The organism is Pseudomonas sp. NMI542_15 (genome assembly GCF_021283425.1).
Classification (GTDB): domain Bacteria; phylum Pseudomonadota; class Gammaproteobacteria; order Pseudomonadales; family Pseudomonadaceae; genus Aquipseudomonas; species Aquipseudomonas fortuita.
This window is the reverse complement of the sequence record NZ_JAJSRO010000005.1, coordinates 12,967-26,430: the sequence shown is the minus strand read 5'-3', so window position 1 is coordinate 26,430 and position 13,464 is coordinate 12,967. Positions and strand designations below refer to the sequence as shown.

General features: G+C 63.1%; 12 protein-coding genes. 3 read left to right on the top strand and 9 right to left on the bottom strand.

The features are described from left to right. Positions 1 to 145: 145 nt before the first annotated feature. From LU684_RS10325 to LU684_RS10310, 4 genes are all read right to left on the bottom strand, one after another. On the bottom strand, positions 146 to 1,102 hold the full coding sequence (locus LU684_RS10325; RefSeq protein ID WP_102667604.1) for a FecR domain-containing protein: 957 nt from the start codon (positions 1,100 to 1,102) through the stop codon (positions 146 to 148). Next, on the bottom strand, positions 1,099 to 1,617 hold the full coding sequence (locus LU684_RS10320) for an RNA polymerase sigma factor (RefSeq protein ID WP_016484567.1): 519 nt from the start codon (positions 1,615 to 1,617) through the stop codon (positions 1,099 to 1,101). Before LU684_RS10320 ends, LU684_RS10325 begins: the two co-directional genes overlap by 4 nt. A 235-nt stretch (positions 1,618 to 1,852) precedes the next feature. Further along, positions 1,853 to 2,563 (bottom strand): 3'-5' exonuclease, encoded by a 711-nt coding sequence (locus LU684_RS10315; RefSeq protein WP_016484568.1) that lies wholly within the window; start codon positions 2,561 to 2,563, stop codon positions 1,853 to 1,855. Next, a complete protein-coding gene (locus LU684_RS10310) occupies positions 2,560 to 4,497 on the bottom strand; it encodes a DUF294 nucleotidyltransferase-like domain-containing protein (RefSeq protein ID WP_016484569.1) in 1,938 nt (645 codons plus the stop codon). Before LU684_RS10310 ends, LU684_RS10315 begins: the two co-directional genes overlap by 4 nt. A 213-nt stretch (positions 4,498 to 4,710) precedes the next feature. Here LU684_RS10310 and LU684_RS10305 point away from each other — a divergent pair, with 213 nt between their 5' ends. Further along, complete coding sequence (locus LU684_RS10305) at positions 4,711 to 5,154, top strand: response regulator (RefSeq protein ID WP_024717961.1); 444 nt, start codon at positions 4,711 to 4,713, stop codon at positions 5,152 to 5,154. 120 nt (positions 5,155 to 5,274) lie between these two features. Here the strand turns inward: LU684_RS10305 and LU684_RS10300 are convergent, their stop codons facing one another. Beyond that, positions 5,275 to 7,452 carry a malate synthase G gene (locus LU684_RS10300; RefSeq protein WP_232894615.1) on the bottom strand — a complete coding sequence of 726 codons (2,178 nt, stop codon included), beginning with the start codon at positions 7,450 to 7,452 and terminating at the stop codon, positions 5,275 to 5,277. A gap of 449 nt (positions 7,453 to 7,901) precedes the next feature. Here LU684_RS10300 and LU684_RS10295 point away from each other — a divergent pair, with 449 nt between their 5' ends. Next, positions 7,902 to 8,420: a glycine cleavage system protein R gene (locus LU684_RS10295; protein ID WP_016484572.1), complete on the top strand. Its 519-nt coding sequence runs from the start codon at positions 7,902 to 7,904 to the stop codon at positions 8,418 to 8,420. A 249-nt stretch (positions 8,421 to 8,669) separates the two neighbouring features. Here the strand turns inward: LU684_RS10295 and rarD are convergent, their stop codons facing one another. From rarD to LU684_RS10275, 4 genes are all read right to left on the bottom strand, one after another. Next, positions 8,670 to 9,557 carry an EamA family transporter RarD gene (rarD, locus tag LU684_RS10290; RefSeq protein ID WP_016484573.1) on the bottom strand — a complete coding sequence of 296 codons (888 nt, stop codon included), beginning with the start codon at positions 9,555 to 9,557 and terminating at the stop codon, positions 8,670 to 8,672. A 64-nt stretch (positions 9,558 to 9,621) separates the two neighbouring features. Continuing rightward, positions 9,622 to 10,596: a serine/threonine protein kinase gene (locus LU684_RS10285; protein ID WP_070086413.1), complete on the bottom strand. Its 975-nt coding sequence runs from the start codon at positions 10,594 to 10,596 to the stop codon at positions 9,622 to 9,624. A gap of 164 nt (positions 10,597 to 10,760) precedes the next feature. After that, positions 10,761 to 11,525 (bottom strand): TOBE domain-containing protein, encoded by a 765-nt coding sequence (locus LU684_RS10280; RefSeq protein ID WP_016484575.1) that lies wholly within the window; start codon positions 11,523 to 11,525, stop codon positions 10,761 to 10,763. Positions 11,526 to 11,584: 59 nt separating this feature from the next. Beyond that, a complete protein-coding gene (locus LU684_RS10275) occupies positions 11,585 to 12,316 on the bottom strand; it encodes a ComF family protein (RefSeq protein WP_016484576.1) in 732 nt (243 codons plus the stop codon). 89 nt (positions 12,317 to 12,405) lie between these two features. Here LU684_RS10275 and bioB point away from each other — a divergent pair, with 89 nt between their 5' ends. Beyond that, on the top strand, positions 12,406 to 13,464 hold the full coding sequence (bioB, locus tag LU684_RS10270; protein ID WP_016484577.1) for a biotin synthase BioB: 1,059 nt from the start codon (positions 12,406 to 12,408) through the stop codon (positions 13,462 to 13,464).

Sequence of the window (13,464 nt, the reverse complement as noted above, 5' to 3'; positions counted from 1 at the left end):
GCGGTTCCTCGACGGGTAAGTGCTTGCTGCTTCCTTGCCGAGCGAGATCTGAAAAGTGACAGGGCGAATCTGAAAAATATTGAGAATTATTTGGAGTGTGTAGTGGCCTGTTCGCGTGCAAGCCCGCGAACAGGGCAGTGAAGGTTTACTTGGGAACGACGTTCACCCACCACTGGGTATGCCGCTCGATCTTTACCGGCAAGGCCGGCACCAGCGACTCCAGCGCCAGGTTGGTGTTGGTCAGCGGGAAGCTGCCAGTCACGCGCAGGTCTGCGACTTGCTCGTCTACCCCGAGGTAGCCGCTGCGGTATTTGCCCAGCGCGGCCAGCAGTTCGCCCAGGCGCACGTTGTCCACCACCAGCATGCCACGGGTCCAGGCATCGGCCCCGACCGGTACTGCGCCGACCTGGCCGAGGCCGTTGGCGTTCATCAGCACTTGCTGGCCTTCACGCAGCACTTGTTCGTCGCCGCTGTTATGCGGCATGGCGGCGACCGAGGCTTGCAGCACTTCCAGGCGTGTACCGCCGGCTTCGCGGCGCACCAGGAAACGCGTGCCAAGGGGACGCAGGCGACCGTCGTCGGTGCGTACCAGCAGCGGGCGGGGGTCTTGGTGGCCGGTTTCGACCGAGATTTCGCCCTGATGCAGCACGATGACCCGCTGCTCGCCTGCGTAGTCGATGTCTACCGCGGTGTGGGTGTTCAGGCTCAGCAGTGTGCCGTCTTCCAGGCGCAAGGTCCGCAGCTCACCCGTGGCCGTGCGCTGGTCGGCCAGCCAGTAGCTGGGGGCCAGTGACGGTGCGCCGACCCAGGCCAGCAACGAACCGAGCAGGACCATGCTGGCCAGCCCGCTGCCAACTTTACCGATGCGTCGACGCAGGCCGGCGCGCGATTGCAGCAAAGCCTGGCGTGCCGGGCCGGCCGCAGCGCTGACGCGTTGGTCCATGGCCCCGAGCTGACGCCAGGCACGTGCGTGTTCTTCGCTGGCGGCATGCCAGCGCATGAACGCGTTGCGCTCATCCGGCGTGCCGCTGGCGTCGCCGAGGCTGAGTTTCCAGGCGATGGCGTCTTCCAGGACCTGGGACGAAACCGGTGCATTGCTCACGTCGGCTCCCCGTACAGGGCCACATAGCACTGGCGCATGCCTTGGGCGATGTACTGGCGCACCCGTGATACTGAAACGCCCAGGCGCTCTGCGATTTCGGCATGGCCCATGCCGTCCAGGCGGTTGTGCAGGAACGCTGCGCGGGCCTTGCTCGACAGCTTGCCGAGCAGGCGGTCGATGGCTTTGAGGTCTTCAAGGATAAGGTGCAGCGCTTCCGGTGAGGGGTGTTCGGCTTCCGGGATCAGTGCCAGCTCGGCGAGGTAGGCCTGTTCCAGTGCGGCGCGGCGGAAATGGTCGAACATCAGCCCCTTGGCCACGGCGGCCAGAAAGGCGCGGGGTTCGCGGGGCGTATCCAGCTGGTCACGGCCGAGCAGGCGCACGAAGGTGTCCTGGCTCAGGTCTTCGGCACGTTGGCGACAGGCCATGCTGCGTTGCAGCCAGGCGAGCAGCCAGCCGCGGTGGTCGCGGTACAGCGCACCGACCAGATCGGCGTGTGGGCTCTGTGCAGAAGACAAGCAGCGTCCCCCCGGAACGAATGCATTAACTAACGATAATTATTCGCGATTGTTGCAGAGGGGAGGGGGTGGGTGCAATGGACGCTTATCGGATTGCCATCACTAGGGATGTGTTGCCTGTGCCGGCCTCTTCGCGGGTAAACCCGCTCCCACAGGTACTCCACAGTATTCAAGGCTGTGAGATCCCTGTGGGAGCGGGTTTACCCGCGAAGAGGCCAGCAAGGCCAATACAAAGCTAAAGGCCGTGACTCTGCACGTTACGCCTGCGCCACCCACGCAACCGCTGCTCCAGCTGCAACGGGCTGTCCAGCTGCTGGCGCCGGGCCTGGCTGAACAGGATCAGCGCCAGCTCTGCGGTCACCTGGGCATCGGCACTGGCATGGTGGCGTTCCTCCACCTGCAAACCAAACCGCGCCACCCAGTCATCCAGCCCGGCCTCGCGCAACACTGTGTCGGGGTTGAGCATCGGCGCCAGTTCGGCAACGTCGAGGAACGGTGACTGCAAGCGATACCCAAGGCTCTCTTTCAGCGCACGGGCCAGCATGCGCTGGTCGAATGGCGCATGAAACGCCAACACCGGGCTGTCGCCAATGAAGTCGAGCAAATCGAGCAAGGCCTCGGCCGGGTCGCAACCGGCGGCCAGGGCGCTCGGGCCCAGGCCGTGGATCAGCACGCTGGCGTTGGTCTTCTGCAAAGGCCGGTGCAGGGTACGTTCGAACTGCTGGGCAAAATCGATGGCGCCATCTTCGATGGCCACTGCTCCAATCGACAGCACCTGGTCCCGGTTGGGGTTGAGCCCGCTGGTTTCCAGGTCCAGCACTACCCAGCGCTGTTCGCGCAGGGTACACACCCCCAGCGGCGTGGGCTTGGGTAACCGGGCCAGGCGCTGGCGTGTGCTGTGGTCCAGCTCGGGCGCGCTGGGGCGCAGCCACGCGAACAGGCTCATAACTGGTACCGCAAGGCCAGGCTGCTTTGCAGGCGCTGGGCCTGGCGCAGGGACTCGCGCAGGATGCGCCGGTCCAGGTGGTTGAGGCTGTCCGGGTCGAGCCGGTTGGAGTAGGGCAGGTTGTCGCGCGCCTGGCGTTGGTGCTGCTGCATGCGGGTTTGCTGAATGAAATGGTAAGCCTCTTCATAGGCCGCGCCGTCCAGTGGCTCGATCACGCCCTTGGCTACCAGCTGGCGCAGCCGTTCCAGGGTATTGCAAGCACCGACGCCATTGGCCAACGCCAGTAGACGTGCGCCGTCGACGAAGGGTGTCAGCCCCTGGACCTTGAGGTCGAGGGTGGCGGCCTTGTCGTTGCCCTGTCGGGTCAGCACGAATTCGCGCAGGCGGCCCACCGGCGGGCGCTGGCGCAGGGCATTGTCGGCCAGCATGCGCTGGAAGATGCGGTTGTCGGCCACCTGCTCCAGCAGGCCCTGGCGCAGTTGCTCGCAACCTTGCTCATCGCCCCACACCACCCGCAGGTCGAAGTAGATGCTCGAACCCAGCAGGTTCTCCGGGCTGGCGTCGCGCACAAAGCCGGCAAAGCGCCGTGCCCACTCGCTGCGCGACAGGCACAAGTCAGGGTTGCCCGCCATGACGTTGCCCTTGCACAGGGTAAAGCCGCACTGGGCCAGGCACTGGTTGATGTATTGCGCGAGCGGCAGCAGGCGGGCACGGATGGCGTCGGCCTCGGTACGGTCTAGCGCTTCGAAGAGGATGCCGTTGTCCTGGTCGGTGTGCAGGGTCTGCTCGCGGCGCCCCTCGCTGCCAAAGCACAACCAGCTGAACGGCACGCCCGGGTCGCCGCGCTCGGCCAGCGCCAGCTCGATCACCCGGCACACGGTGTGGTCGTTCAGCAGGGTGATTATCTGGGTGATCTGCGTGGACGATGCGCCGTGGGCGAGCATGCGCTCGACCAGTTGGCTGATTTCCCCACGCAGCGAGACCAGGGTGTCCAGCCGCGGCGCATGGCGGATGGTGCGCGCCAGGTGCACCAGGTCGACCCGTTGCAGCGAGAACAGGTCACGCTCGGAAACCACACCGCACAGGCGCCGGTTTTCCACCAGGCACACATGGGCGATATGCCGCTCGGTCATGGCCATGGCCGCGTCGAAAGCGCTGGCCTGAGGGCTGAGGTAGAAGGGTTTGACTGTCATGTGCCGCTCGATGGGGGCGCCCAGGTCGGCATCCGCCGAGGCCACCACCTGGCGCAGGTCGCGCAGGGTGAAAATGCCGGTGGGGTAGCGCTGCGGGTCGACCACCACGATGCTGCCGACCTGCTGCTCGTGCATCAGCCGCACGGCTTCGCGCAAAGACATGTCGCCACTGCACACCACCGGATGACGCATGGCCAGTTCACCCAATGGCGTGTTCAGCGAGTACTGGGTGCCGAGGGTTTCCACGGCACGCTGTCGCACCTGCTGGTTGACCTGGTCGAGCAGGCTGCTGACTCCGCGCAGGGCAAAATCCCGAAACACTTCAGACATCGAGAACACGCGGATGAACGCGGCCTTGTTCAACTGCAGGCAGAAGGTATCTTCACCGGCCAGGTGCTCGGTGCGGGTGGCCCGCTCGCCCAGCAGGGCCGCCAGCGGGAAGCACTCGCCACTGGTGATTTCGAAGGTGGTTTCCACGCCAGGCTTGACCAGGTGCTGGCGCTCGCCAACCACGCGGCCCTGCTTGACGATGTAGAAGTGCTCGATCGGCCCGTCGGCAGGCTTGACGATGCTCTCGCCGCAGGCATAGAAGCGCAGCTGGCACTGCTCGACCAGGTAGGCCAGGTGGCTGTGCTCCATCTGGTTGAACGGCGGAAAGCGCTGCAGGAACTGCAGGGTGCCCTGAATGTTCTGCAGTACTGCTGTCCTGCCCGCCTGGCTGTAGGCGTCCTTTTTGCTCATGAAACTGACCGTATCGCTATGCCGAACTATATATATCTATATATAGGTGCCGGCCCTGTTGTTTTCTGCCTCCATGGTCGGCTTGCGGCGGGGTGGTGCCCATTGGACGTAAGTCTATGAAGGCCCCCTGTCAAAGACCCGACGAAAGGCGAAACGGGTTACGCGAGTAATGTGGTCCTAAGGCTGAAGCGGAATTTTTTTGACGAGATGAGCATGCCTGAGCACACCGACATCTTGAGCGACGCCGAGCGTGAGGCATTGGCCGTGGTGAGTGCGCCTGTGGCACCCAGGCCGTTGGTGCTGGTGGTAGATGACAACGCGGTTAACCGCGAGGCGCTAATCGTGTACCTGAAAAGCCGGGGCATCGATGCGGTGGGGGCGGACGGGGCAGAAGAAGCCAGGTTGTACCTGCATTACCAGCAACGGATTGCTTTGATGATCACCGATTTGCGCATGCAGCCAGAGGACGGTCTGGACCTGATCCGGCAGATTCGCGAGTCGGAGCGCGCAGCGTTGTCGATCATCGTGGTGTCGGGCGACACCGATGTGAAAGAGGCGGTGGACGTGATGCACCTGGGGGTGGTGGATTTCCTGCTCAAGCCGGTCGACCTGGGCAAGCTGCTGGAACTGGTGAAGAAAGAACTGAAAATAGAGTGATGCACAAAGGGGCTGCTTTGCAGCCCATTCGCGGCACAAGGCCGCTCCTACAAGGGTTATGCGTTCCCCTGTAGGAGCGGCCTTGTGCCGCGAATGGGCCGCAAAGCGGCCCCTTGCGGTTTACAACCCGTTACGCGCCTTGAACTCGCGGCGACGGCGGTGCAGCACAGGCTCGGTATAGCCGTTCGGCTGTTTGCCACCTTCCACCACCAGCTCTACAGCCGCCTGGAACGCGATGTTGTCGTCGAAGTTCGGCGCCATCGGGCGGTACAGTGCGTCACTGGCGTTCTGCTGGTCGACCACCACGGCCATGCGCTTGAGGCTTTCCAGCACCTGCTCCTGGCTGACCACGCCATGGCGCAGCCAGTTGGCCAGCAGTTGGGCGGAAATGCGCAGGGTGGCACGGTCTTCCATGAGGCCGACGTTGTTGATGTCTGGCACCTTCGAACAACCCACACCCTGGTCGATCCAGCGCACCACGTAGCCGAGGATGCCCTGGGCGTTGTTGTCCAGCTCGTTGCGGATTTCTTCGTCCGACCAGTTGGTGTCGGCGGCCAGCGGGATGGCCAGGATGTCGTCCACCGATGCCGGGGTGCGCGAGGCCAGTTCACGCTGACGCGCCTGCACGTCCACCTTGTGGTAGTGCAGGGCGTGCAGGGTAGCGGCCGTCGGCGACGGTACCCAGGCGGTGTTGGCACCGGCCAGCGGGTGAGCGATCTTCTGCTCGAGCATGGCGGCCATCAGATCGGGCATGGCCCACATGCCCTTGCCGATTTGCGCACGCCCTTGCAGGCCGGTGGCCAGGCCCACGTCGACGTTGTTGTTCTCGTAGGCGCCGATCCACTTCTCGTTTTTCATGGCGCCCTTGCGCACCACGGCGCCGGCTTCCATCGAGGTGTGGATTTCGTCGCCTGTGCGGTCAAGGAAACCGGTGTTGATGAACGCCACGCGCTCGGCGGCTGCCTTGATGCAGGACTTGAGGTTGACCGTGGTACGGCGCTCCTCGTCCATGATGCCAACCTTGACGGTGTTGCGCGGCATGCCCAGCAGGTCTTCGACCTGACTGAAGATTTCCGCGGCGAAGGCGACTTCTTCCGGGCCGTGCATTTTCGGCTTGACGATGTACACGCTGCCGCTGCGGGTGTTCTTGCGGCTGGTGTTGCCGTTGAGGTTGTGCAGGGCGATCAGGTTGGTGAACAGGCCGTCCTGGATGCCTTCGGGGATCTCGTTACCTTGGGCGTCGAGGATCGCCGGGTTGGTCATCAGGTGGCCAACGTTGCGCACGAACAGCAGCGAACGGCCATGCAGGGTCACGCTGCCGCCGTTGGGCGCGGCGTACTCGCGGTCCGGGTTCATGGTGCGGGTGAAGGTTTTACCACCCTTGGTCACGGTTTCGGCCAGGTCGCCTTTCATCAGACCCAGCCAGTTGCGGTAGACGATGACCTTGTCGTCGGCGTCGACGGCGGCAACCGAGTCTTCGCAGTCCATGATGGTGGTCAGCGCCGACTCCATCAGGATGTCTTTGACGCCAGCGGCGTCGGTGCTGCCAACCGGAGTGCTGGCATCAACCTGGATCTCGAAGTGCAGGCCGTTGTGCTTGAGCAGCACGGCGGTCGGTGCAGCAGCATCACCGTGGAAGCCGATGAGCTGGGCATCGTCACGCAGGCCGGTGTTGCTGCCGCCTTTGAGGGCAACAATCAGCTTGCCGCCTTCGATGCGGTAGCCGGTGGAGTCGACGTGCGAGCCGGCAGCCAGTGGCGCGGCTTCGTCGAGGAAGGCGCGGGCGAAGGCGATGACCTTGTCGCCACGGGCCTTGTTGTAACCCTGGCCTCTTTCGGCGCCGCCTTCATCGCTGATGGCGTCGGTGCCGTACAGGGCGTCATACAGCGAACCCCAGCGGGCGTTGGCGGCGTTCAGGGCGAAACGGGCGTTCATCACCGGAACAACCAGCTGCGGACCGGCCATGTGGGCGATTTCTTCGTCCACGTTCTGGGTGGTGGCCTGGAAATCGTCGGCTTGTGGCAGCAGGTAGCCGATTTCCTGGAGGAATGCTTTGTAGGCGACGGCGTCGTGGGCCTGGCCTTTGCGTGCCTGATGGTAGGCGTCGATCTTGGCTTGCAGCTCGTCGCGCTTGGCGAGCAGGGCTTTGTTCTTTGGAGCGAGGTCATTGATGATCTTCTCTGCACCCGCCCAGAACTGCTCGGCGACGATGCCGGTCCCGGGGATGGCTTCGTTGTTCACGAAGTCGTACAGGACCTTGGCGACCTGAAGGCCACCGACTTGAACGTATCCAGTCATTGCTTGCCTCACTCTGCTCAGCTATTTCGCTCTTCTGTATTAAGCCTGTAGCGCTTCTCTAAACACGGCACCAGTGCGTGCCCCCGGGTTGTACCGGGCGCGGCTGGGTGCGGCTTGCCAGACAGGCCGGCAGGCAGTGTGCGTATTTTCACAGGCGCCTTGGCAGACATCCAAACGACGTTTTGTAGTCCGCGCCACGGGATACTACATGAAGCAGTAGGCGGGGCAAAATCAGACTAAAAGCGCCGTTATGCGACCCGTTGGTCGCGTATGGTCACGCTGGGAGTGGGTATGTTCGCAAAAAACAGGTGGATTGTTCCAGATAAATCTTGAAACAGTACACGATTCGTTGTGCTGGCCGCCCTGCGGCAGGTTGCCGCGCCTTGCCTATACTGAGTCGATCCCCCGATTTACTGCCGCCGGGCGCGGTCCGACACGAGGAAGGGCTTGTGGATCATCTTGTACTGACTGTTATCGCCCCTGACAAGGCCGGCCAGGTCGAACGCATTGCCCAGTGCATCGCCGACCACAGTGGCAACTGGCTGGAAAGCCGCATGTCGCGCATGGCCGGGCAGTTTGCCGGCATCTTGCGGGTGGCGGTGCCGGCAGAGAATTATGCTGAACTGGTGGCGTCGTTGCAGGGGTTGGCGAGGTATGACATTCGGGTGCTGATTGCCGAGAGCGGTATTGAACCGTCGTGCACCTGGAAGCCGATTGCCATGGAGCTGGTGGGGAATGACCGGCCGGGGATCGTGCGCGACATTACCCGGTTGCTGGCGGATCTGGGCGTGAACCTTGAGCGGTTTACCACTGAGGTACGGCCGGCACCGATGAGCAGCGAACCACTGTTTCATGCAGATGCCTTGCTGGCGCTGCCGTTGACCCTTTCGCTGGATGAACTGCAGCAGAAGCTGGAGAGCCTGGCGGATGATTTGATGGTGGAGTTGAAGTTGCGGGCGGAGGATTGATCCGACATTCCCGGGGGCTGCATCGCAGCCCCTTGCGGTTATCCCGATATCACGGGGAAGGCCCTGTGGATAACCTGGGGGTGTAGCGCTCCAGCCCAGGTACCCTGTGCCTTGCACGGTTTTGATCAAAAAACGTTCAAGTTTCAGCCGCTTGTGCACAAAGCACGGGGACGAGGGTGTGGATAACCTTTGGAGATGTCGCTGCAGGCCACGAACCACGTGGCCTGCATGATTTTGATCATTTAATGATCAGCTTCGCTTGCGCAAACTCATCCACGCATCAACGCTGTAAATCGCCAGACCCGCCCAGATGAACATGAACGCCACTAAGGTGCTCGACGACAAATGTTCATCGAACAGCAGGACGGCCTGCAACAGCACCAAGGTGGGCGCCAGGTACTGCAGGAAGCCCAAGGTGGTATACGGCAGGTGCCTCGCCGCAGCGTTGAAGCACACCAGCGGTATCAGCGTCACCGGCCCGGCAGCCATCAACCACAAGGCTTCGCTGCTGGTGTAAAACGCCCCTTGGGCACTCATCGCCGCCGGGTGCAGCAGCAGCCAGCCAAGGGCCAGCGGCACCAGCATCCAGGTTTCCACCACCAGGCCCGGCAATGCCGCCACTGGCGCCTGTTTGCGAATCAGCCCGTAGAAGCCGAAGCTCAACGCCAGCACCAGCGACACCCAAGGCAGGCTGCCTACCTGCCACACCTGCTGTGCTACGCCTAAGGCGGCCATGCCCACCGCCAGCCATTGCAGGCGGCGCAGGCGCTCGCCAAGTATCAGCATGCCCAGCAACACGTTGATCAGCGGGTTGATGTAGTAACCCAGGCTGGCCTCGAGCATGCGGCCGTTGTTTACCGACCACACATAGGTCAGCCAGTTGCCGGCGATCAGTGCACCGCTCAGCGCCAGAATGCCCAGCCGGCGCGGGTTGTCACGCAGTTCGCGCCACCAGCCGGGGTGTTTCCACACCAGTAGCAGCAGCGAGCCGAACAGTGCCGACCAGAGCACCCGGTGGACAATGATCTCCACTGCCGGGACGTTCTGGATTGCCTTGAAGTAAATGGGGAACAGGCCCCAGATGATGTAGGCGCTCAGGCCCAATATGTACCCGCGACGCGGGTTTGCGGCGTGCATGCAGAATCCTTGCTTAGGTAGCTAAATATAGCGACCCCTATTGTAGACAGAGACGTCCCTACCTCTAGAACAATTTCAGGGGTGGCTCATCCAGCGCAGCCATCTGCTCGCGCAGCGCAAGAATCTGGTCGCCCCAGTAGCGTGGCTGGCCAAACCAGGGGAAGCTGGGCGGGAATGCCGGGTCGTCCCAGCGCCGCGCCAGCCAGGCGCTATAGTGCAGCTGGCGCAGGGCACGCAACGGCTCGATCAGGGCCAGTTCGCGCGGATCGAAATCGTGGAACTCGTTGTAACCGTCGATCAGTTCGGCCAGTTGCCCCAGGCGCTCCTCGCGGTTGCCCGCCAGCATCATCCACAGATCTTGCACTGCCGGGCCCATGCGGCAGTCGTCAAGGTCGACCACGTGGTACACCTCGTCTCGGTGCATCAGGTTGCCGGGGTGCAGGTCGCCGTGCAGGCGGATGAGCTGGTGCGGTGTGCGGGCGTAGATGTCCTCGACACGCTTGAGCACGTCGCGTGCTACGGACTCGAAGGCCGGCAACAGTTCGCGCGGGACAAAACCACCGTCCAGCAGGGTGTTCAGCGAGGCGTGGCCGAAGTTCTCCACAGCCAGGGCCTCACGGTGCTCGAATGGTTTGGTGGCGCCTACGGCATGCAGGCGGCCGAGCAACTGGCCAAGGCGGTAGAGCTGGTCGAGGTTGCCGGGCTCCGGAGCGTGGCCGCCGCGGCGCGGGAACAGAGTGAAACGGAAGCCCTGGTGCTCGAACAAGGTGCGGCCGTCGTGCTGCATCGGCGCAACCACAGGCACCTCGCAGTCGGCGAGTTCGGCGGTGAAGCTGTGTTCTTCGAGGATCGCCGCATCTGTCCAGCGGCCTGGGCGATAGAACTTGGCGATCAGCGGCTGAGCGTCTTCAATGCCCACCTGATAGACGCGGTTCTCGTAGCTGTTCAGTGCCAGCACCCGGGCGTCGCTGAGAAAGCCGATACTTTCCACTGCGTCCAGGACCAGGTCGGGGGTGAGGGTGTCGAAGGGGTGGGACATGGTGACTCCGGAGGGTAAGCAGCGTGGGGCCATGGTAACGCGTTATGCCTGTACCGGCCTCTTCGCGGCTAAAGCCGCTCCCACAGGTTTTGTGCACATGTCTCAGGCGGCGCGTTCCCTGTGGGAGCGGGTTTACCCGCGAACCGCGCTGAAGCGCGGCCAGGCTATGCAGGAACCCCGATCAACACATAGGACGGATGAAACTGCACCTGCACCGCACTGCCCGCCGCCACCGGCTGCCCAGCCAACCAGTGCGCCTCGGCAATGGCACACAATGTCTGCCCATTGCCCAACGCCAGCCGGAGCTCACTGGGCCCGTCATCCTCTGCCAGCACCTCTTCCACCGTTGCGTTCAAGCAGTTGCTGCCCGCTTCGGGGGCTTCCCCCTCCGCCAGCAACCGTACCCATCCCGCCTTGAGCAGCGCCACCACCATCGTCCCCAGTGTCAGCTCCAGCCGCGCGGTGCTGTCGTGGGTGATCAGCGCATCAATCTCCAGCCCGCCGCCTAATGCCAGGCTGACGCGATCATATCGGCCTTCACGACGCAGGCCGCTGACCTGGCCCTGCAGCTGGTTACGCGCACTGGTGCGCAGCATCAGGCGCCCGAGCAGGTCGAGGTCGCTGGATTCTTCGGCGGCTTCAAGCATTTGCGCCTGCAGTGTCTGCAGCCGTTGATACAAGCGCAGCACCCGCTCGCCTTCCGGCGACAAGCGCGCACCACCACCGCCACGGCCACCGGTGCTGCGCTCGACCAACGGCTGGCTGGCCAGGTTGTTGAGCTCGTCGATGGCATCCCAGGCAGCCTTGTAGCTGATACCCGCTGCCTTCGCTGCGCGGGTGATCGAGCCTTGCTCGGCAATGTGCTGCAGCAGTGCGATGCGCTGGGGGCGGCGGGCGATGTGCTGGGTGAGAAGCGTGGGTAGGGGCATGGGCGTTCGGTCGTTATAGTCAGAATGGATAGTGTGCAGGAGCGGCGATCCGCGCCTGGTCAGATATACCCCGGCTTGGGCGTACGTGCCAGGCAATACACATCCACCCGCCGCGCGCCTGCCCTGCGTAGTGCCTGGGCAATAGCTTGGGCAGTGGCACCGGTGGTCAATACATCATCGACGATGGCGACATGCTTGCCTTTCAGTTCACGGGTTACAGCAAACGCCTGACGCAAATTGTGCCGCCGTGCCTTGGCGTCCAGACGTTGCTGTGCCGGTGTCTCGCGCGTGCGCGCCAGTATTCGCTCATCGCAATTTACCCCCAATTGCGACCCCAGCCACCGCCCAAGCATTCCTGCCTGGTTGAACCCACGCTCGCGCAGTCGACGCTTGGCCAGGGGTACAGGCAACAGCAGGTCAGGACGGGGCAGCCCTTCGGCAAAGCGATGCATTAGCCCATGCCCCAACAATTCAGCCATCAGCCGGCCCAGAGGCCACTGACGGTTGTGCTTGAAGCGGCTGACCAACGTGTCCACCGGAAAACCGAAATGCCACAGCGCAACGACCTTATCGAAGGCCGGCAAGCGCTGGGAACACTGGGCGCAGGTCAGGCCGGCCATGGGCAAGGGCAAGGCGCAACGCAGGCAGTGGTCACCCAGCCATGGCAGTTCCTGCTCGCAGGCGATGCACAACGGGTAGTGCTGCTCGGCAGGCTCATCGCACAATAAACACGATTGATTAATAAGTGAGCACTTGTAAACCAGTCTTTTCCAGTGTGGTTGACAGTTCATGGGCCTTCCGTAACTATGCGAGCTATCCGTGATGCGCTTGTGGGCTTTCCTGTCCCGGCGCCAGCTTCAGCCTAAACAAGGAAACGCCGATGAGCGCCAGCACAACTGCAACAACACGTCACGACTGGTCCCTGGCCGAGGTCAAGGCGCTGTTCCAGCAACCGTTCAATGACTTGCTGTTCCAGGCGCAAACCGTGCACCGCGCGCATTTCGACCCCAACCGGGTGCAGGTGTCGACCCTGCTGTCGATCAAGACCGGCGCCTGCCCGGAAGATTGCAAATATTGTCCACAGTCCGGCCACTACAACACCGGGCTGGAAAAACAGAAGCTGATGGAAGTGCAGAAGGTGCTGGAAGAGGCTGCCCGCGCCAAAGCCATCGGTTCTACCCGCTTCTGCATGGGCGCGGCGTGGAAGCACCCGTCGGCCAAAGACATGCCCTACGTGCTGGAAATGGTCAAAGGCGTGAAGGCCATGGGCCTGGAAACCTGCATGACCTTGGGCAAGCTCGACGAGGAGCAGACTCGGGCCCTGGCCCAGGCCGGCCTGGACTACTACAACCACAACCTCGACACCTCACCGGAGTTCTACGGCAGCATCATCACCACCCGCACCTATAGCGAGCGCCTGCAGACCCTGGCTTATGTGCGCGATGCGGGGATGAAGATCTGCTCTGGCGGCATCCTGGGCATGGGCGAGTCGCTGGACGACCGCGCCGGCCTGCTGATTCAGCTGGCCAACCTGCCCGAGCACCCGGAGTCGGTGCCGATCAACATGCTGGTCAAGGTTGCCGGCACGCCGCTGGCCGAAGAAGAGGACGTCGACCCGTTCGACTTTATTCGCATGCTGGCCGTCGCCCGCCTGCTGATGCCCAAGTCGCACGTGCGCCTGTCCGCCGGCCGCGAGCAGATGAACGAGCAAATGCAGGCCTTGGCGTTCATGGCTGGCGCCAACTCGATCTTCTACGGCGAAAAACTGCTGACCACTGCCAACCCTCAGGCCGACAAAGACATGCAATTGTTCGCACGCCTGGGCATCAAGCCAGAAGCGCGTGAGGAGCATGCCGACGAAGTGCATCAGGCGGCCATCGAGCAGGCGTTGGTCGAACAGCGCAGCAGCGAGATGTTCTACAACGCTGCATCGGCCTGA